18 protein-coding genes and 2 tRNA genes are annotated in these 18,769 nt (G+C 58.5%); 3 read left to right on the top strand and 17 right to left on the bottom strand.

The features are described from left to right. Nucleotides 1-10 precede the first annotated feature (10 nt). Nucleotides 11-367, bottom strand: a complete 357-nt coding sequence (locus NLK58_RS18095; protein WP_117619723.1) for a hypothetical protein — start codon at nt 365-367, stop codon at nt 11-13. 151 nt (nt 368-518) lie between these two features. On the opposite strand from NLK58_RS18095, the gene NLK58_RS18100 reads away from it, so the two are divergent. After that, nucleotides 519-1,397, top strand: coding sequence for a sugar nucleotide-binding protein (locus NLK58_RS18100; RefSeq protein WP_117619724.1), 879 nt, complete (start codon nt 519-521; stop codon nt 1,395-1,397). Between the two features lie 29 nt (nt 1,398-1,426). Here NLK58_RS18100 and fnr read toward each other — a convergent pair whose 3' ends face one another. From fnr to ylqF, 3 genes are all read right to left on the bottom strand, one after another. After that, complete coding sequence (gene fnr, locus NLK58_RS18105) at nt 1,427-2,176, bottom strand: fumarate/nitrate reduction transcriptional regulator Fnr (RefSeq protein WP_117619725.1); 750 nt, start codon at nt 2,174-2,176, stop codon at nt 1,427-1,429. Between the two features lie 138 nt (nt 2,177-2,314). Continuing rightward, nucleotides 2,315-3,523 carry a beta-ketoacyl-ACP synthase I gene (gene fabB / locus NLK58_RS18110; RefSeq protein ID WP_117619726.1) on the bottom strand — a complete coding sequence of 403 codons (1,209 nt, stop codon included), beginning with the start codon at nt 3,521-3,523 and terminating at the stop codon, nt 2,315-2,317. Nucleotides 3,524-3,634: 111 nt separating this feature from the next. Further along, nucleotides 3,635-4,495, bottom strand: coding sequence for a ribosome biogenesis GTPase YlqF (gene ylqF, locus NLK58_RS18115; protein ID WP_341581410.1), 861 nt, complete (start codon nt 4,493-4,495; stop codon nt 3,635-3,637). 242 nt (nt 4,496-4,737) lie between these two features. Between ylqF and NLK58_RS18120 the strand changes: the two genes are divergently transcribed. Further along, complete coding sequence (locus NLK58_RS18120; RefSeq protein WP_227539338.1) at nt 4,738-5,190, top strand: Spy/CpxP family protein refolding chaperone; 453 nt, start codon at nt 4,738-4,740, stop codon at nt 5,188-5,190. 206 nt (nt 5,191-5,396) lie between these two features. Here NLK58_RS18120 and NLK58_RS18125 read toward each other — a convergent pair whose 3' ends face one another. The 4 genes from NLK58_RS18125 to NLK58_RS18140 form a co-directional block, all read right to left on the bottom strand. Then, a complete protein-coding gene (locus NLK58_RS18125) occupies nt 5,397-6,617 on the bottom strand; it encodes a methyl-accepting chemotaxis protein (protein WP_341581411.1) in 1,221 nt (406 codons plus the stop codon). Nucleotides 6,618-6,625: 8 nt separating this feature from the next. After that, the gene (gene lipA / locus NLK58_RS18130) at nt 6,626-7,669 is read right to left on the bottom strand and encodes a lipoyl synthase (RefSeq protein WP_341581412.1); all 1,044 of its coding nucleotides are present in this window, start codon (nt 7,667-7,669) and stop codon (nt 6,626-6,628) included. 128 nt (nt 7,670-7,797) lie between these two features. After that, on the bottom strand, nt 7,798-9,075 hold the full coding sequence (locus NLK58_RS18135) for an aminotransferase class I/II-fold pyridoxal phosphate-dependent enzyme (protein WP_341581413.1): 1,278 nt from the start codon (nt 9,073-9,075) through the stop codon (nt 7,798-7,800). Nucleotides 9,076-9,189: 114 nt separating this feature from the next. Next, a complete protein-coding gene (locus NLK58_RS18140) occupies nt 9,190-10,635 on the bottom strand; it encodes a TrkH family potassium uptake protein (protein ID WP_341581414.1) in 1,446 nt (481 codons plus the stop codon). A 410-nt stretch (nt 10,636-11,045) separates the two neighbouring features. Between NLK58_RS18140 and NLK58_RS18145 the strand changes: the two genes are divergently transcribed. Then, the gene (locus NLK58_RS18145; protein ID WP_319922338.1) at nt 11,046-11,531 is read left to right on the top strand and encodes a methyl-accepting chemotaxis protein; all 486 of its coding nucleotides are present in this window, start codon (nt 11,046-11,048) and stop codon (nt 11,529-11,531) included. Nucleotides 11,532-11,599: 68 nt separating this feature from the next. On the opposite strand, the gene NLK58_RS18150 is transcribed toward NLK58_RS18145, so the two are convergent. The 9 genes from NLK58_RS18150 to NLK58_RS18190 form a co-directional block, all read right to left on the bottom strand. Further along, a tRNA-Met gene (locus tag NLK58_RS18150) sits at nt 11,600-11,676 on the bottom strand. A gap of 92 nt (nt 11,677-11,768) precedes the next feature. Further along, a complete protein-coding gene (ychF, locus tag NLK58_RS18155) occupies nt 11,769-12,860 on the bottom strand; it encodes a redox-regulated ATPase YchF (RefSeq protein ID WP_117619734.1) in 1,092 nt (363 codons plus the stop codon). Between the two features lie 77 nt (nt 12,861-12,937). Beyond that, nucleotides 12,938-13,528 carry an aminoacyl-tRNA hydrolase gene (gene pth / locus NLK58_RS18160; protein WP_117619735.1) on the bottom strand — a complete coding sequence of 197 codons (591 nt, stop codon included), beginning with the start codon at nt 13,526-13,528 and terminating at the stop codon, nt 12,938-12,940. 30 nt (nt 13,529-13,558) lie between these two features. Next, complete coding sequence (locus NLK58_RS18165; protein WP_117619736.1) at nt 13,559-14,203, bottom strand: 50S ribosomal protein L25/general stress protein Ctc; 645 nt, start codon at nt 14,201-14,203, stop codon at nt 13,559-13,561. Nucleotides 14,204-14,368: 165 nt separating this feature from the next. After that, nucleotides 14,369-15,319, bottom strand: coding sequence for a ribose-phosphate diphosphokinase (locus NLK58_RS18170; protein WP_117619737.1), 951 nt, complete (start codon nt 15,317-15,319; stop codon nt 14,369-14,371). A 52-nt stretch (nt 15,320-15,371) separates the two neighbouring features. After that, nucleotides 15,372-15,446 (bottom strand) — tRNA-Gln (locus NLK58_RS18175). Nucleotides 15,447-15,465: 19 nt separating this feature from the next. Beyond that, nucleotides 15,466-16,329 (bottom strand): 4-(cytidine 5'-diphospho)-2-C-methyl-D-erythritol kinase, encoded by an 864-nt coding sequence (gene ispE, locus NLK58_RS18180; protein WP_117619738.1) that lies wholly within the window; start codon nt 16,327-16,329, stop codon nt 15,466-15,468. Next, nucleotides 16,326-16,958 (bottom strand): lipoprotein insertase outer membrane protein LolB, encoded by a 633-nt coding sequence (gene lolB / locus NLK58_RS18185; RefSeq protein WP_117619739.1) that lies wholly within the window; start codon nt 16,956-16,958, stop codon nt 16,326-16,328. Before lolB ends, ispE begins: the two co-directional genes overlap by 4 nt. Beyond that, complete coding sequence (locus tag NLK58_RS18190; RefSeq protein ID WP_341581415.1) at nt 16,958-18,703, bottom strand: tetratricopeptide repeat protein; 1,746 nt, start codon at nt 18,701-18,703, stop codon at nt 16,958-16,960. Before NLK58_RS18190 ends, lolB begins: the two co-directional genes overlap by 1 nt. Nucleotides 18,704-18,769: the final 66 nt, after the last annotated feature.

The raw sequence follows: 18,769 nt of genomic DNA on the forward strand, positions 1-18,769 counted from the left end.
CGGCTGGCCGTCAGGCCTGCTCCGGCTCGTGAATAATTTCCTCGATGAAGTCGAGAATGGCAGCCAGGCTTCGGTCGTCGAGTTTTTTCAGAACCTTGTGAACGACCATTTTGCTTCCCTTGAGCATGCTGCCGATGCCCATTTTTGCCATGCCCATCATCATGCTGCTCGCGTGCAGTCGCCGAAGCGGCTCAAGGAAAAAGAAATCCAGACCTTCTTCGGTCATCTCCACGATCAGGTTGAAGAGTTTGTCGATCGCTTCCTTGTCGGCCCTGCCTCGTTCGCGAAGTTCGCCGACGGTATACAGGGCACGGGTTCGCAGCCCATCGGGGATCGGCGCCACAATGTGACTCTGTTGCTTCAGCATGACAGTTCCTGTTGTTGTATGCTCTTGAAAGGGAAAGCAAAGAATTAAATTCAGACTTCGTCATAGTGTAGGGACCGGAAATCGTAAGCCATTGGCCAGACCGGTTCGGAACTACCGTCACATCAGTGATATCCGGAGGCATTGAACCCGCGTGCATGTACTTGTTGTTCACGATTACGGCCCTTTGGGGAAGATTTTGCTGGAGCGCCTGCGGGAAACGCACCTGCACGTCAGTCCGTTGCTCGTCAGTGACCCCGCCAATGCAGATCTGGACGCCCTGGAAAACTGGATTCCCGAGGATACCGACCTGATCATAAATGCGCTCTGGATGGCGAACCCTGAAGTCGCCGAAAAGGATCCTGAGGGAGCCCGCATGGCGGCATTTTCATTGCCGGTAGCAATGGCCGGGTTTGCCCATGGTCGTGGTATGGCGCTGCTCCAGCTGTCCTCATGCTACGTCTTCGATGGCCGAAAGCAAAGCGGCTACATCACCTCCAACCCGGGCCAGCCGGTCAACGAACTGGGTAACTGGCAGTGGGAGTGCGAGCAGGCGTTGCGCACGCTGCTGCCGAGACACATTATTCTGCGAACCGGCTGGAGCCTGGCGCGGTTCATCCGGAAGATGCAGGTCAGTACTGCGGCAGGCGAGACTCTGTCACTGCCCGGGCGGTGCCGCGGCCAGCCTGTTGCGGTTCGTGATCTTGCGCGGGTGATAACGGCAATGGTGCTTCAGATCGATTGCGGTGCCGAAGTATGGGGCACCTATCAGTATGCCGGTGCCGAGGAAATCAACCTGTACGAGCTTGGGCTCGCGATCGCCGGGCTTCCGGGTATTCCCGAGGGTATCCGGGTAGTCGATGAGGTGCCCGGCTGGGGACATCTTGAGCCAGTGAACACCACACTGATCTGCACCAAGATCCGAAATACTTTCGGTATCAAGCAGCTGCCCTGGCGCTCCGGGTTGGTGGATGAGCTGTCGATGCTGAAACAGACCAATGGCAGGGAAGTGACCGGCGAGCCCGCCGGATAACTCCCGGGCGGGCTCTGCTTTGCCTGAGCTTAGGGATTAGACTGCCGTGAGAACTCGCGGGTAACCAACTGCAGGGCCTCGACGTCCAGTAGTTCAACCTCCCGGCCTCGGGCCTTGATAATTCCCTGATTCTGGAATCGTGTGAACACCCGGCTGACGGTTTCTACAGCCAGCCCGAGGAAGTTGGCAATATCGTTCCGCGCCATCGGCAAGCTGAAGTTGGTGGGGGACATGCGCCGGCGCTGGAATCGGCTGGACAGTGACAGCAGCAGGGCAGCAATGCGCTCCTCGGCTGTGTTCTTGCTCAGCAGCATCGCGAGCTGATGGCTGTTCTGGATTTCCTGGCTCATCAGGTGAAACATGTGGTGCTGCAAATCCGGCAGCTTGCCGGTCAGCTCCTCCAGTTTATCCACCGGAAACTCGCACACGCTGGTTCTCTCCAGAGCTTTGGCTGTGCAGGCGTAGTTCTCGCTACTCATGCTGTCGAGGCCGACCAGCTCACCGGGCATGAAGAACCCGGTGACCTGCTCCTCACCACCTTCGGTAATGATTGACGTCTTGATCGATCCGCTTTTTACCGCAAAGCAGGAGCGAAAGGGCGCGCTCTGGTCAAAGATGTGTTCGCCGCGACTGAAAATCCGCCCCTGCTGGACGATATCTTCCAGTCTGTCCAGGTCGTTCTCTGCAATGGCCAGGGGCAGGCACAGGTTGCTCAGGCTGCACTGGTGGCAGGACGCCTTCAGGGGAAATGCCTGACGAAACGGAATTGCTTGAGCCATACGTAATGATCCGTCCGATTTGATTCATATCAACAATGTACCTTAATACGGATGACTGTCTTTGCCAATGATCAAGCGGGATGGTCTTAGAATTTATTTTTTTTAAAAAAGGGCCCAAGGGCCCTTGCAAGAGAGGATTTACAGTTTCTCAAAGACCAGCGAGGCGTTGGTGCCGCCAAAACCAAAGCTGTTGGACATCACGGTGCCCAGGTCTGCCTCGCGGCCTTCAGGGCCCACCAGTGGAATATCGCCGATTTTCTCATCCACATTGACCAGGTTTGCGGTGCCGGCCATGAAACCATTCTGCAGCATCAGCAGCGAGTAAATTGCCTCCTGCGCGCCGGCAGCGCCCAGGGAATGCCCGGACAGTGACTTGGTTGAGGAAATGGCAGGAATGTCGGATCCGAAGGTGGCACGTACCGCGCCCATTTCAGCCACATCGCCTACCGGGGTACTGGTGCCGTGGGCGTTGATGTAGTCGACCTTGCCACGGATCGTGGCCATGGCCTGTTTCATACAGCGCTGTGCGCCCTCGCCGGAGGGGGCTACCATGTCGTAGCCATCAGAGGTGGCGCCATAGCCTGTCAGCTCGGCAATAATATTGGCGCCCCGTTTCTTCGCATGTTCCAGTTCTTCCAGAACCACCATGCCGCCACCGCCGGCGATCACGAACCCGTCCCGGCCGTTATCGAAGGGGCGGGAAGCCGTTTCCGGCGCTTCGTTGTATTTGGTGGAGAGGGCTCCCATGGCGTCGAACATCATGGTCAGGCTCCAGTCTTCTTCCTCGCCACCACCGGCGAACACGATGTCCTGCTTGCCGGCCTGGATCTGCTCCATAGCGTGGCCAATGCAGTGGGCGCTGGTGGCACAGGCAGACGACATGGAATAGTTTACGCCCCGGATCCTGTACGCGGTGGCCAGGCAGGCTGACACCGTGCTGGTCATGATGCGCGGCACCATGTAAGGCCCAATACGCTTGACGCCTTTTGCACGCATGATATCCGTGGCTTCAACCTGGCTGGAACAGGACGCACCACCGGAACCGGCAATCAGGCCGGTGCGGTCGTTGGAGATCAGATCTCCGGTAAGGCCCGCCTGGGCAATGGCCTGTTCCATGGCGAGATAGCTGTACATGGCGGAAGGGCCCATGAAGCGGCGGATCTTGCGGTCGATAACGGATGTGTCTACGTCCACAGAACCGGCAATCTGGCTGCGGAAGCCCATTTCCTTGTAGGTTTCGTTGAAGCGAATGCCAGACTTTCCGTTTTTCAGGCTGTCCCTGACCTCATCCAGTGAGTTGCCGAGGCAGGAAACGATGCCCATACCGGTGACGACGACGCGTCTCATAAATTCCTCCTTCCCGGCCGGCCGAAATGGCCGACCTTGCGATCAATTACGTTATCTAACAGTCTAGGCGCTTTGGGCCGAATGCGATATTTGACCTTGGTAAGGGGGCGGTTAGCTGGTTGCCTCCCGGGCTTCACGCTCAACCATCTCCGGTGTTTCCAGAGAGATACGCCCCAGCGTTCCGGCCCTGAATTCGTTGAGTAAAACCTCTGACACCTTGTGCAGATCCGGAACGCCACCCCGACCGAAAAACCGACGTTTTGCGGCAATACCATCCATCAGTCCCAGACCGTCTTTCGGCAGCTCCTCAAAACCGTAGCGGGCCTTGACCAGCTCCGGGTAGGCCTCGAGCAGGTAGTCCGCCTCGAACATGGCAACGTCCTCGAAATCCAGCACCGAGCTTCGAATGGCGCCGGTGATCGCCAGGCGGTATCCGCAGGCTTCCGGAGACAGCTTGGGCCAGAGGAAGCCGGGGGTGTCGTACAGAAGGATGTTGTCGGGCAGCTTGATGGCCTGCTGCGCCCTTGTGACCGCCGGCTCGTTCCCGGTTTTGGCTGCGGGCCGTCCCGCCAGGGTATTGATCAGGGTGGACTTGCCGACATTGGGAATGCCCAGGATCATCACCCGCAATGCGCTTTTCTGGCGATCGTGATCTGGCGTCATTTCCTCGGCAAGCTTGAGGATGGACAACGTCTCGGTGCGTTGATTGTGAGTGAGGGTAATGGCACGCACCCCACGCTCTTTCTCGAGCCAGACCAGCCACCGCTCGGTGATCTCCGGGTCTGCCAGGTCGCGCTTGTTCAATACCTTGATCAGCGGCGTTTCGCCACGCAGGGTCGGCACCAGCGGGTTTTCGCTGCTGAAAGGAATCCGCGCATCCACCACCTCAATGATGAGATCCATCTGCGGCATCACCTGTTTGATCTCCTTGCGGGCCTTGTGCATGTGCCCTGGAAACCAGTTAATTGCCATCTTTTCTGCTCCGGCTGTCTGTAATCGGCGCCATTATGAAGGGGAATGACTAAACTTTCACATTTGTTTGAATGCCCGTGTGTGGCGGTTTGTGGCGGGGGATAGTGAGAAGTATGTACAAAAACAGGGCTGATCGGGGTGAAAAACCGCGTGCGGATGTTTTAGGGTGTAGGGCCTGAACGACGAAACCAATGTATGTCGGTGGTATTCACGTTGTGACCACCCTGTTAACGGAGAACTTTATGAAGCTTGTAAAACTGTTTGGTACTGCTCTGGTCGCCCTGAGCCTTTCGGTTCCCGCCATGGCCCAACAAGCCGCTGGTGGACAGCCAGACCAGGTTGATCAGCTGGCGCAAATGGTGGGCCTGTCCGGGGATCAGCAAACGGAGATCCGCGCCATCATCGACGAGATGCAGGGTGAGATCGGCGAGCTCCGTCAGGAAGCCCGTGCGCTGCAGCAGCAGATGCAGGGTGAGATCAAATCCGATTTTGATGAGGCCGCCATTCGCGAGCACGCCGAAAAACTGGGCGATGTCACCGGCGAAATTGCGGCCTTGTCCACGCTGATGCAGGCCAAGGTAGACAATGTGTTTACCCAGGAACAGCGTGACGAGCTCGATAAGCGCATGCAGCAGATGCAGCAACAAATGCAGCAGCGCCAGATGATGCAGCAGCAGGGCCAGGGTATGCAGTGATCTAGCTTCCCGCTAGCTGTTCTGGAGAAGGGCCGCATCTTTGGGTGTGGCCTTTTTTATTTGTAGCCTGTCACGCCAGCTCCTGAACCAGGAAGGCCAGGAGCCAAAGCCAGACTCAACACCCGAACCATTTTCTGGCAGGTATACCAAGTGTCCATGGACAACTGCTCTGCCGGTTCAGACGAGTGCAGAGTGTGCCATAAACCTCAGTGAACCGTGACCTTTGAGGATGCTTCTTCCAGGGAATCAATCAGCCGCTTCAGGCGCTTGCTCATTTCGGCGCTCTCGGCAAGCTGGATCACCATGTTCTGGGTGGTTTCGCGGATACCCTGAACATTGGCCAGGACACCGTCGGTGCCGGCGGTCTGTTCAGCGGACACATTGGCGATCTCCTGGTTAGTCTGATCAATCCGGCTGACCACCTCGTTGATGGCCTCAAGGGCGCGGAGGCCTTCCTCGGAGTCCTCGACGCAGCGGCTGGCACCCTCGGAGCTGCCGGTCATCCGGTTCACGGCGGTACTCATGGCATTGAGCAACCGATCGATGGTGCCCTGAATCTGATCGGTGGAGTCCTGAACCCGCTGCGCCAGATTGCGCACTTCGTCTGCCACTACCGCGAACCCGCGGCCCTGTTCACCGGCCCGGGCCGCCTCGATGGCGGCATTCAGAGCCAGCAGGTTGGTCTGCTCGGCAATACCCCGGATCTCGGTGATGGCATGACTGATTTCGTGACTGTTCTCGGCTAGGGCCTCGACACTGCTGGCGGAATCGCGCACCACATCGGCCAGTTTGCGGATGCTGTCTGCACTCTGGCCGACACGCTTGCTGCCGTCACGGGCGGTGTCCCGGGCCTCGTGGGACAGGGTTTTGGCGATCCCGGCCTGTTCGGCAATACCAGTGAAGCTCTGCAGCATGGTTCCGATGACGTCTGCGGAGCGGTCGGCGTCTGCCTGCTGGCGGCTCAGATCATCCCGGCGGGCTTCGGCAGCCGCGGTCAGTTCCCGGACTTCGCTGTGCAGGCGATCAATGGCTTCCTTCATGCTCTTTACAACGCCCACGGTACGGTCCTGCATGGCATTGAAGGCGCTGGCCATTTCGCCGATTTCGTCAGTGGAATCCACATCGGCCCGTTGGCTCAGGTTGCCAGAGGCCTGTACCTCCACCATGGTGTTTTTCAGGCGATTCACATGGCGCTCTATAAAGGAGATCAGTAACTGGGAGCCGGCCATTTCGAGCGCCATGAGAACCGCGACCACCAGCGCGAATCCCGGCGCCGTTTCGGCAAACACGTCATTAAGGGCTTTGCCGGTTTGTCCTGCAATGGTGTGCATGGCATAGAGCACCAGCAGGCAAAGCACTGCAAAAACGACAATGTTCAGCAACCAGAATTTGTACTTCAGCCGGGCATTTCGCAGCAGTTTCAGCATGGGCGTTCTCAGTCGACGGCCTTCACCGGAATCTGCATGGCTTTGGAGGCCTGGGGGACTTCCTGTACGGCGAGACCAAGATTGTTTTTATCGAAGACTCTATCGGCACGGTAACTGGAGCGGACCATGGGGCCGGACGGCACTTCCATGAAGCCTTTTTCCAGACCGATCTCGCGGTAGCGGTTGAACTCTTCGGGCGTGACGTAGCGTTCCACCGGCAGGTGGTTCGGGGTAGGACGAAGGTACTGGCCCAGGGTCAGGATATCCACGCCAATGGCCCGCAGGTCGTCCATGGTTTCCAGGATTTCTTTCTCGGTTTCGCCCAGGCCCAGCATCAGGCTGGTCTTGGTAAGCACATCCGGCCGGTGCTTCTTGGCGTGTTCCAGTACGCTCAGGGTTTTCTCATAACCGGCGCGGCGGTCCCGCACGTGGCTGGTCAGGCGTTTCACGGTTTCCACATTCTGGGCGAAGACATCCAGCCCGGAATCCACCACTTTCTCAACATCCGACATCACCGCGTCAAAATCCGGAGTCAGTGCTTCCACAGCCACTTCCGGGGTGCGCTGCTTGATGGCGGATACGCAGGCGGCATAGTGCGCGGCACCACCGTCGTCCAGATCGTCCCGGTCCACTGAGGTGAGCACGATGTAGCGAAGGCCCATCAGCTCCACCGACCTGGCGGTATTCTCCGGCTCTTCCACATCCAGCCAGCCCTTCGGGTTGCCGGTATCCACTGCGCAGAATTTGCAGGCCCGGGTACATACCGATCCCATCACCATGATCGTGGCGGTCCCGGCGGTCCAGCACTCGCCGATGTTGGGGCAATGGGATTCCTGGCAAACGGTGCTCAGGCGATGCTCACCGACGTTCTTGCGAACCGCCTCATAGCGTTCGCCTCCGGGCATGCGTGCCCTCAGCCATTTCGGCTTGCGCTCCACCGGTGTGGCTTCCTGCTTTGATGACCGCTTGACGCCATCCTTGATGGCTGAAAAACCATGCTCGTTGCGGAATTTGGAACCACTGGTAATGCGGGGCTTTGCGCTGTCGCTCATTGCAACCGGACTCTCATAAAGGCTTGGGGAACACTAAAGAGTAATGGGCTGGCGGGGGAGTTACAAGGCAGGTACGGGCAATCACGGGGATACCGGGCACGACATTGGTCGTACCCGGTTGATCGTCATCAAGCCTGGGCTTTGTCCAGGGCCTGGGTGATGTCGGCAATGATGTCGTCGACATGCTCGATGCCGATCGACAGTCGCACCAGGTCCTCGCTCACGCCGGCACTTTTCAGTTCCTCCGGGTTCAGCTGGCGATGGGTTGTGGTGGCCGGGTGACAGGCCAGGGATTTGGCGTCGCCAATGTTCACCAGGCGCAGGATCAGATCCAGCGCATCGATGAATCTGGCACCGGCTTCCCGGCCACCCTTGATGCCAAAGCTCAGGATGCCGGAGGCCTTGCCGCCACAGATCTTGTCGCAGGTGGCCTTGTAGGGGCTGTTGGACAGAGTCGCGTAGTTCACCCATTCCACCGATGGATGGTTCTGCAGGAAGCTGGCCACTTTCTCCGCGTTCTCGCAGTGGCGTTCCATGCGCAGCGCCAGTGTTTCCAGACCCTGCATGATCAGGAAGGCGTTGAACGGCGCCAGGGCTGCACCGGTGTTGCGCAGCGGCACTACACGGCAGCGGCCGATAAAGGCGGCGGCGCCGAGGGCGTCGGTATAGACCACGCCATGGTAGGACGGATCCGGCTCGTTCAGCATCGGGAACTTGGCGGCGCTGGCTTTCCAGTCGAATTGGCCGGAGTCGACCACGACCCCCGCCACAGTCGTGCCGTGACCGCCGATGTACTTGGTGAGCGAATGAATCACTATGTCCGCGCCATGCTCAAAGGGGCGACACAGGAACGGCGTGGCGACAGTGTTGTCCACCATCAGCGGAATGCCGTGCTTGTGGGCGATCTCGGACCAGCGCTGGATATCCACCACATTGCCAGCCGGGTTGCCGATGGACTCGCAGAACAGGGCGCGGGTGTTGTCATCAATCGCCTTTTCCACGGCATCGAAATCATCATGAGGTACCATTCGGCACTCAATGCCCTGATTGGGCAGGGAATGGGCGAACAGGTTGTAGGTGCCGCCATACAGTTGGCTGGTGCTGACAATGTTGTTGCCAACCTTGCAGATGGTTTGCAGGGCGTAGGTAATGGCGGCCATGCCAGAGGCCACGGCCAGGGCGCCAACGCCGCCTTCCAGTTCGGCCATCCGCTGTTCAAGAACCGCATTGGTGGGGTTCATGATGCGGGTATAGATGTTGCCCTGAACCTTCAGGTCAAACAGATCGGCACCGTGCTGGGTGTCATCGAAGGTGTAGGACGTGGTCTGGTAGATCGGCGTGGTGGCGGCCCGGGTAGTGGGGTCGCTCTTGAAGCCGGCATGCAGGGCGAGCGTCTCGAATTTCATAGTAACTTCCTTGCGAACGGGGAGTTGGCGTTATTGGATCCGGGCTTCAGTATGCCACAGAGAATGTGCCGGGAGGACCGTTCCCGGAGCCGAAAACAGCGCCAAAGACGGCTTTCAGCCGCGCCAGAAGTGAGGAGAAAGCAGCACCAGAACGCTCAGCAACTCCAGCCGCCCAAGCAGCATGACCACCATCAGAACCCACTTGGCGGCATCCGGCAACGACTGGAAATTTCCGGCCGGGCCAATGGTATCGCCCAGCCCGGGGCCAACGTTGGCCAGTGCAGTGGCGGCGCCGGTGAGGCTGGTGACCAGATCCAGGCCCAATGCCGCGAGCACGGCAGAGGCGAGGGCGAGAGTCGCGAGAAAGATGAAAGAGAAGGCGACTGAAGAGGCAATAATCTCGTCACTGATGACCCGGCCATTATAACGCCGTCCCATGGCGGCTCTGGGGTGGAGCAACCGGATCATCTGCTCCCTGAGCAGAAGCATTGAAAGCTGGAAGCGGAACATCTTCATGCCGCCACTGGTGGAGCCGGAGCATCCGCCGACAAAGGTCAGGAAGAAAAAGATCACTATCACCAGCGGCCCCCAGAGCATATAGTCCTCACTGGCGTAGCCGGTGGTGGTGACCACAGAGGTTACGTTGAACAGGGCATGAACAAAGGCCTCCGCCACCGGTGCGCCTGCGGTCACCACCCGGTAAAGCGTGATAATGAGCGCGGCAATGAGAAGGAACTGCAGGAAAAAATGAACCTGTTTGTCCCTCAGCAGTGGCGTGTAGTGACCATTCAGCAGCCTGACAAAAAGGAAGAACGGAATGCCGCCAAGGGCCATAAAGAGCGAGGAGGCGAGGAAGATCAGGGAGTTGTCAAACTGGCCCATGGAGCTGTCAGAAGTGGAATAGCCTCCGGTTGAGACAGTTGTGAGTGCGTGATTGACGGCATTGAAAAGATCCATACCCAGCAACCAGTAAACGCCGATGCAGCTCAGGGTGATCGCGAGGTAACTGAAGACAAGCCCCCGGGCAAGCCGGTTGGTGCGGGGCACGGCTTTTTCGGTCCACTCGGAGGATTCGGTGGCAAACAGGCGCATACCCCCGATACGCAGGAAAGGCAGAATCGCCACGGCCATCCCGATGATACCTATCCCCCCGATCCACTGCATGAGTGAGCGCCAGAGAAGAATGTCGGCCGGCATGTCGTCGAGCCCGGTCAGTATCGTTGAGCCGGTGGTTGTAATGCCGGAAATACTCTCAAAAAAAGCGTCAGTGACCGATAGGCCCAGATCGCTGAAAAGAAGCGGCAGGCTGGAAAAGAAAGGGATGATAACCCAGGCGGAAACGGTCAGGAGGAACATCTCCCGCTGTTTCAGCCCGTGGCGTTTTCTGCCGGTTACCATGAAGCAAAGGAAACCCACCCCAAAACAGATCAGTGCCGAGGTAACGAATGCTTGCTGATCCGGCGTTTCTCCAAGAACAAGCAGGTTAACGGGTAAGGTGATCAGAAAACTGAGCAAAATCAGCAAAAAGCCGACGATCTGAACAATCGGAAGAACTCTCACCGGGGTAGGATCCTTGCGCGCCACAACAACAGGCGAAGCATAGCACGAGAACCCGGAACGGTTTGAAGGTTCAGGCGCTAAATGCAGTGCCGGCCTGGTGGCTGGCCGGGTGAAGTCAAAATAAAGCAAAATATTGTGACCATTCTAACGAATGACTTTTTTATTTACATATATTGTTAGCCCCCCAACCTAAAGAAACGGATTTTCCCTGCTTGGAGCACAGCCTACGCAGGTTTCTGACGCCCAGGACCGAATCCGGGGCACGTGGCGCAAATACACGGCCACCAAGCTAACCCCCCGGGAGCAGGAGCTTGTGGCCGAAGCGGAGGTGCTGTTCCGGAAGGCGGACCCGGCAATCGCTGAGGTAGACCAGTTGCTCCAGGGTTTTTCCGGCTCGCAAGCCCGGGATCTTGGCAGCCAGGGGCGAGAAGGGGCGGGAATCCCTGATTCGCCTGTCCCACGAAATCCAGCAGGTGGCAGAGAAAATCCGTTCCCTGGAAAACAAGAGCACGGATATACGGCGCGTGGTGGATGTCATCACGGAGATTGCGGATCAGACCAACCTTCTTGCGCTGAATGCGGCCATAGAAGCCGCCAGGGCGGGGGAGCATGGCCGGGGGTTTTCCGTCGTGGCTGACGAAGTGCGTTCTCTGGCGCAACGAACACAAGCGTCTACCTCCGAGATCCGGGAGGTTATCGAAAGCCTGGTGGGTGAAAGCCAGCAAACGGCAACGGTTATGCAGGCCGGACTGCAGCAGGTGGAAGACAATCGGGTGCTGAGCGAACAGGTAGCGCAGTCTCTCAATGATATTGGGGATGCGATTGACCATATCACGCGAATGGGAGAACAGATCGCCAGCGCTGCTGCCGCGCGAGAGAAGGGCGGCGCTTTGTGAGCGTTGTGGTACAACCGCCGGCAAAACCAAAAAAAGGGCTACGACGTAAATCGTAGCCCTTTGAATCTTGGTAGCAAGGGGCGGAGTCGAACCGCCGACCCCAGCATTATGAGTGCTGTGCTCTAACCAACTGAGCTACCTTGCCATTTCGCTTTGGGCATCGCCCCAAACAAGGCGCGTATTTTCAGTATTTGGGCTCTTTCTGTCAAGGCTTCGGGCCCAGTTTTTCCTGAAAAGTTACACGTTGAAGCGGAAGTGGATGACGTCGCCGTCCTTCACGATGTATTCCTTGCCTTCCAGGCGCCATTTGCCGGCATCCTTGGCGCCGGCTTCGCCGTTGTACTTCACGAAGTCGTCGTAGCTCACCACCTCAGCACGGATAAAACCGCGCTCAAAATCGGTGTGGATCACACCGGCGGCCTGGGGCGCGGTGGCGCCGATTTTGACGGTCCAGGCGCGGACTTCCTTTACTCCGGCGGTAAAGTAGGTCTGCAGGCCCAGGAGGCCGTAGCCGGCGCGAATCACCCGGTCCAGGCCGGGCTCTTCCATGCCCATTTCATCCAGGAACATGGCTTTCTCGTCGTCTTCCAGTTCGGAAATCTCGGCTTCCAGCTTGTTGCAGATGGGCACTACCACCGCGTTCTCGGATTCGGCGATCTTGCGCACGGTATCCAGGTGCGGGTTGTTCTCGAAGCCGTCTTCGTTCACGTTGGCGATGTACATGGTGGGCTTGACGGTAAGCAGGCACAGCTCGCGAACCAGCGCCATCTGGTCCTTGTCCAGGTTCATGCTGCGCACCGGCTTGCCTTCGTTCAGCACCGGCAGGAGTTTTTCGAACATCTCGAGCTGGGCCTTGGCTTCCTTGTCTCCGCTCTTGGCCACACGCTGTACCCGCTTGATGGCCTTTTCCACGGTTTCCAGATCGGCCAGGGCCAGTTCGGTGTTGATCACCTCAATATCCGATGCGGGATCGACTTTGTTGGCCACATGAATAACGTTGCCGTCTTCGAAACAGCGGACTACGTGGGCAATGGCGTCGGTCTGGCGGATGTTGGCCAGGAACTGGTTGCCCAGACCTTCACCTTTGGACGCGCCTGCTACCAGGCCGGCGATGTCGACGAACTCCATGGTGGTTGGCACAACGCGCTCGGGCTTTACGATCTCGGCCAGTTTGTTCAGACGCGGGTCCGGCATGGCGACTACACCGGCGTTGGGCTCGATGGTGCAGAAGGGGAAGTTTTCCGCACCTATGCCGGATTTGGTGAGCGCGTTGAACAGGGTGGATTTGCCGACGTTGGGAAGGCCGACGATGCCGCAGTTAAATCCCATGGAATGCCTCTGCTGGTACTGGAAAATTTGGCCGGATTATACCGGTGTATGGGGGTGTAAGCGAGTAAGGGGGTGTGTCAGGGAGCCGGTTTGAAGCCGTGCAGGCGGTTCATGGCGGCGGCAAGTTTGCCGTTGGCTGCATCGGGCAGTACCCGCATGATTTCATCCGTTACGGCGTTCAGTTGCTCGGTTTCCTGTTTACCCAGGCGGCCGAGAACATAACCGGTTACCTTGCGGCTGTCGCCGGGGTGGCCAATGCCGATGCGCAATCTCTGGAATTCGTTGGTGCCCAGGTGGGCAATGGTGTCCCGCAGGCCGTTATGCCCGCCGTGGCCGCCGCCTTTCTTGAGTTTGGCGGTGCCTGGTGGCAGATCAAGCTCGTCGTGGGCAACCAGAATCTGTTGGGGCTGAATCTTGAAGAAGTCTGCCAGCGCTTTGATGGCCAGGCCGCTACGATTCATAAAGGTGGTGGGATTCAGGAGATGCAGGTCGAGGCCCTGCCACTGAATGCGGGCGTAAAGCCCGTGGTACTTCTTCTCTGGGCGGAGCGCCTGGCCCGCGGAACGGGCCAGGGCTTCGACAAACAGGGCGCCGGCGTTATGGCGGGTATTCTCGTAGTCGGCCCCGGGATTTCCCAGGCCAACCACCATGACAATATCCTGCGCCATTCGCCGTTGCCCTCGTCAGTACAGGAGTCATTACTCCTTGTCTTCGCCTTCTTCACCTTCTTCGCCGTCTTCGGCCTCATCAACCTTGGCGCCGCGCGGCTTGTGGATAGCCACTACAGGCAGGTCGTGATCTTCACCCTGAAGCAGAGCGGCAATCTTGACGTCTTTCGGCAGTTTCAGGTCGCTCAGGTGAACTACCTGATCCATTTCCACGGTAGCCATGTCCACTTCGACGAACTCGGGCAGGTTCTGCGGCAGACAGATCACTTCCACTTCGGTGATCTGGTGGTTCGCTACGCCGCCCTGAAGCTTGATGGCCGGTGCGCTTTCTTCATTGATGAAGTGCAGCGGAACGTTTACGTGGATCTCGTGATCCTTGTCGACGCGCAGGAAGTCAGCGTGGGTCAGCAGTGGCTTGTAGGGGTGACGCTGCAGATCCTTCAGGATCACGCTTTCTTTCTTGCCATTCAGTTCGACGGTCAGAACGTGAGAGAAGAATGCTTCGTTTTCCAGAGCCTTTTTCAGCTCGTTGTGCCAGATGGAAACCGCAGTTGCGCCTTTTCCGCCACCATAGATGATGGCCGGAATTTTACGCTCCTCACGACGCAGGCGGCGGCTCGCACCTCTCCCCTGATCGTCGCGAGGAAATGCTTCGATAACAAATTCCTGAGACATGGTATTAACCTCAATCGTCACCTGAACTGCCCGCGACCAGGCGTTGGATCAGGTGATGTTTCTGAAAAGCCGGGTTTTCCGGCTGAGTAAAAGAGTCGGGAGCCTGTGTAGGCTCCCGACCCGGCAACTACCTGTTATGCCTGAAAAATATGGCCAGATGACCGTTCAGACATTCTCGAACATGGCGCTGATGGACTCTTCGTTGCTTACGCGGCGAATAGACTCCGCAAGCAGCCCGGCCATTCCGAGGACGCGGATTCTATCACAATTCTTCGCTTTGTCACCCAGCGGGATGGTATCGCAGACCACCAGTTCGTCCAGTTGGGACGCATTGATGTTATCAACGGCCGGACCGGAGAGTACAGGGTGGGTGCTGTAGGCAACCACTTTGGCAGCTCCGTGCTCTTTCAGGGCGTTGGCAGCCTTGCACAGGGTACCGGCGGTATCAATGATGTCGTCCACCAGGATGCAGGTCTTGTCCTTTACATCACCGATGATGTGCATGACCTGCGAGACGTTGGCTTTCGGGCGACGTTTGTCGATGATGGCCAGATCGGCGTCGTCCAGTTTCTTGGCGACGGCGCGGGCGCGAACGACGCCGCCAACATCCGGAGAGACCACCACGAAGTTCTCGAAACGCTGCTTGAAGATGTCATCAAGCATCACCGGCGTGGCATAGATGTTGTCTACCGGGATGTCAAAGAAGCCCTGGATCTGGTCGGCGTGCAGGTCGACGGTCAGAACCCGGTCAACACCGATGCTGGAGATCATGTCGGCTACCACCTTGGCGCTGATGGCAACGCGGGTAGAGCGAACCCGGCGATCCTGGCGGGCGTATCCATAGTACGGGATAACGGCAGTGACACGTGTTGCGGAGGCACGGCGAAGTGCGTCGGCCATCACGATCAGTTCCATCAGGTTATCGTTGGTGGGGTAGCAGGTCGGCTGGATGATGAACACATCATGGCCGCGGACATTCTCATTGATCTCGACGGTGGTTTCGCCGTCGCTGAAGCGGCCTACCGTGGCCTGACCCATGGGAATGTGGAGTTTCTGGGCGATGGCTCTGGCAAGCTCGGGGTTGGCATTGCCGGCAAAAATCATCAGTTTGGACACGACGGCATCCTTCTCAGTATCGGGGTTTGATTCAGAAGAAGCGGGAGAAAGGTGGCTGGGGTGGCAGGATTCGAACCTGCGCATGACGGGATCAAAACCCGTTGCCTTACCACTTGGCGACACCCCAGTATCGTGCTTTTTTGGCATCATTTCAGCTCTGTTAGCTTTTTGTGCAGAGGTGAACTGTTCACCCCTTTAGCTACGAACCCCGTGACGCCGGAGGGTTTGCTTTCCCAGATGATCCGGGCTGCGGATTCTGTCGGGAAACGTCCAAATATGCAAGCCCCGGTTCCGGTTAATCTTGCAGGTCCGAATTGTGAAAGCCATTCCAGGCTCTGGTTGACCTCAGGATACAGTTTGCGAACTACATCCTCACAGTCGTTTCGGTACCTCGAGGCGTCTCCCTCAAAAGCGGGCGCTATTCTGATTCTCGGGGTGTTCCTTGTCAACCCTTGCTCGGAAAAAATCTTGCCCGTGTTTATGTTACAGGCAGGTTTAATAACGACGAACCAGTCTTCCGGTGGATTCGCGTTGGTCAGCTTTTCACCAACGCCCTCGCCAAAGGCGGCGTGGCCACGAACAAACACTGGCACATCGGCGCCCAGGGTCAGGCCAATATCGGCCAGTTCATCGATGCCGAGGCGCAGGCTCCAGAGGTGGTTGAGTCCGAGCAGTGTGGTCGCAGCGTTGGAGCTGCCGCCGCCGAGGCCTCCGCCCATGGGCAGCCGTTTGGTAATGCGAATGTTAACGCCGGGCAGTTCTTCGCGGTTGCGCTCCATAAGGGCTTTGGCGGCGCGAATGACCAGGTTGTCGTCATCGGGTACGCCGGGGACAGACTCCTCAAGCCTTGCGCCGGGCCGTTCAGGGGTAGGGGTGAAGGTGAGGTCGTCGCCGTAATCGAGAAACTGGAACAGGGTCTGCAGCTCGTGGTAGCCGTCTGGCCGGCGCCCGACAATGTGCAGAAACAGGTTCAGTTTGGCGGGCGAGGGCAGGGTGATGCCGAGGCTCACAGCGCCTGCTCCTGCCAGTCGGAGACCACCAGCCTCACCCGTTTGTCTTCTTTCAGGGCGGTGATGCGGGCGGGCAGTGCCGGGTAGCTGGCAAGAAAGTCCCGCCAGCGGTCGTAGCGGATCTCCCAGCCGTCTTGCCGGATGATCGCCAGGCTGCCTTGTTCATCAAACAGCAGGCGGTAATCGCTGCCGGGTGAGGGCAAGCCGCGGATCCACCAGGTCAGGTTCTCCAGGGGCAGCTGCCAGCCGGTGGCCGCTTCCACCAGGGACTCCGGTTCGCCAGAGCGGTAGGTGTCGCCATTGGGGAGTGTAAGCTCAATAAAGCCGGGGACGCCTTTGAGTCTGGTGCTGCCCATGCCCAGAAACGATGAGGACAGGGCCAGGTCGTAGGCCTGGCCGTCCTGAATCCAGTGGTTGATGATGGCGGTGCCGCTGTCCGATGGCTGGCGGACCGCCAGTTTGCCGGAGAGCTTCCAGTGATCCAGTTGCCCGAGACTGGCCGAGCGGGCCGTCCAGTTCGCAGGTGGCTGGTCTGTCATCCCTTCCGGCAGGGGTTCGAGCTGAATGGTGGTACAGGCGCCGAGGGTGGCGAGCATGAGGAGTGCCGCCAGGGTTCGGACAAGTTTCATTACTGCTCACCACCACGTGTCAGCCGGTCTATGGTTTCATTGAGTACTTCGTGATTGGGGTCCTGATCAAGGCCTTTCTGCCAGATGATCCTGGCCTGGTCCTCGGCCCCGCTCATCCACAGGGCCTCACCGTAATGGGCGGCTACTTCCGGATCCGGATAGGCGGCCCAGGCGCGGGACAGGTGCTCGAGCGCAGGCCTGATCTGCCCCTCAAGGAGCAGGATCCAGCCCATGCTGTCGAGAATGGCCGGATTCCCCGGGTCCAGTGACAGTGCCTTCTCGATGTAACCGCGGGCCTCTCTCAGTCGGTCGGTACGTGTGCTCAGGATGTAGCCGAGGGCGTTCAGGGCAACGGCGTTTTCAGGGTCCTGCTCAACAATCCGCTTCAGATCGGCCTCGGCATCAGCGGCCCGGTCAAGTGTGTCGTAAAGCATGGCGCGGGCGTAGCGGATCTGGAGGTTGTCGGGGTGTTCCTCCAGGGCTTCCGTTGCTGTGCTCAGTGCCTCTTGCCGCTGTCCTTCGCCGAGGAGCAGGTTTACCTCCAGCAACCAGAAGTTTTCGGCCTGTCTGGGGTTGGCGTCCCGGAGTCTCCGGATTCTGTCGACGGCGTCATCCAACTGTCCGTTTTCGGCAAGCAGTGAGCTGGCGCGGGCGAGTGCGGGGAAGTAGTAATTGCCCTGTTCAACGCTCTGGTAGTAGCCAATGGCCTGTTCGGTGTTGCCGGCCTGGTCTTCAATGCGGCCCAGGTAATAGTTGGCTTCGCTGCCATGTTGGCCCTGTTCGGTCAGCCGTGTCAGCTCTTGCCTGGCCAGATCCGTTTGCCCGTTTTCCAGGGCGACCAGTGCGTGGGAAAGCCGGAGGCCCGGGGTGTCCGGGTACTGCTGCACCAGGCGACTGAATTCGTCCTGGGCGGCCTGCAGTTCGCCTTCATTGATCAGCATCCGGCCATAGAGCGTGCCCATCTGTCGGTTGCCGGGAAAGCGCCGGGTATTTGCCAGGAGGTAGTCGAGGGCGCTGCCTTTCTCGCCGGTCTGATAGAGCAGATCAGCTCTAAGGATGATCGCCGGCTGGAAGTTGGGGTTTTCTTCCAGCAGCGGCTCCAGCCGGTCCAGTGCCTGTTCCGGTTGCCCCGTGATCTTGAGCAGCAGCGCGATGCTGTAATCAAGCTCAGGGGTGTTGGGGCGGCGTAGGGACATATCTTCATATAAAGAGAGCAGTTCCTGCTGTTGTTTCGGCGGCAGGTTGGTGGCCATGGCCGCCAGGCTGTCGAAATCGGCATCGCCGCCCCGGTCCATGATTTGTTCCATGTGGTGCAGGGCCGTTTGGAGGTCATTGCTCTTCACTGCCTGGATAGCGGAAATCCGGTGAGCCTGCAGGCTGTCCGGGTCAATCTCCAGCCACAGGTCGGCCAGCTGTTTCTGGGCGTTGTCGCCGTTCAGGGACTGGGCAATTCGCATGGCGCGTTGGATCACGCCTGGGTCCCGGGACTGTTTGGCGGCCTTGACGTAATTCACCAGGGTAATGTCATAGCGGCCGCGCTGGGCTGCAACTTCGGCGGACAGAAGCAGATAAAGCGTTTCCGGCTCGAAGTCTGCGTATTCCACCGGCGGCGGTGCATCCGCTTTTTTGTCGGCAGTAGCTGTTTCTTTCGGGGCGGGCATTTCCTCGGTGCCGGTGAAGCTGGCACAGCCTGCCAGTGTCAGGCCAAGCAGGCAGGTAACCAGGAACGGTACGGATTTGTGCATGCAACTTCCCATGATCTGTCGAAAACGCATCAGAAATAACCACTCTCCAGCCCCTTTTTTTGAGGT

Origin of the sequence: Marinobacter metalliresistant, from assembly GCF_038098645.1 — a bacterium.
Taxonomy (GTDB): Bacteria; Pseudomonadota; Gammaproteobacteria; order Pseudomonadales; family Oleiphilaceae; genus Marinobacter; species Marinobacter metalliresistant.

What these genes read in the sequence shown, in the direction of transcription:
- NLK58_RS18095 (WP_117619723.1), bottom strand. Translation starts at nt 367, where the DNA reads ATGCTGAAGCAACAGAGTCACATTGTGGCGCCGATCCCCGATGGGCTG.
- fnr (WP_117619725.1), bottom strand. Translation starts at nt 2,176, where the DNA reads ATGGCTCAAGCAATTCCGTTTCGTCAGGCATTTCCCCTGAAGGCGTCC.
- fabB (WP_117619726.1), bottom strand. Translation starts at nt 3,523, where the DNA reads ATGAGACGCGTCGTCGTCACCGGTATGGGCATCGTTTCCTGCCTCGGC.
- ylqF (WP_341581410.1), bottom strand. Translation starts at nt 4,495, where the DNA reads ATGGCAATTAACTGGTTTCCAGGGCACATGCACAAGGCCCGCAAGGAG.
- NLK58_RS18120 (WP_227539338.1), top strand. Translation starts at nt 4,738, where the DNA reads ATGAAGCTTGTAAAACTGTTTGGTACTGCTCTGGTCGCCCTGAGCCTT.
- NLK58_RS18125 (WP_341581411.1), bottom strand. Translation starts at nt 6,617, where the DNA reads ATGCTGAAACTGCTGCGAAATGCCCGGCTGAAGTACAAATTCTGGTTG.
- lipA (WP_341581412.1), bottom strand. Translation starts at nt 7,669, where the DNA reads ATGAGCGACAGCGCAAAGCCCCGCATTACCAGTGGTTCCAAATTCCGC.
- NLK58_RS18135 (WP_341581413.1), bottom strand. Translation starts at nt 9,075, where the DNA reads ATGAAATTCGAGACGCTCGCCCTGCATGCCGGCTTCAAGAGCGACCCC.
- ychF (WP_117619734.1), bottom strand. Translation starts at nt 12,860, where the DNA reads ATGGGATTTAACTGCGGCATCGTCGGCCTTCCCAACGTCGGCAAATCC.
- pth (WP_117619735.1), bottom strand. Translation starts at nt 13,528, where the DNA reads ATGGCGCAGGATATTGTCATGGTGGTTGGCCTGGGAAATCCCGGGGCC.
- NLK58_RS18165 (WP_117619736.1), bottom strand. Translation starts at nt 14,203, where the DNA reads ATGTCTCAGGAATTTGTTATCGAAGCATTTCCTCGCGACGATCAGGGG.
- lolB (WP_117619739.1), bottom strand. Translation starts at nt 16,958, where the DNA reads ATGAAACTTGTCCGAACCCTGGCGGCACTCCTCATGCTCGCCACCCTC.
- NLK58_RS18190 (WP_341581415.1), bottom strand. Translation starts at nt 18,703, where the DNA reads ATGCACAAATCCGTACCGTTCCTGGTTACCTGCCTGCTTGGCCTGACA.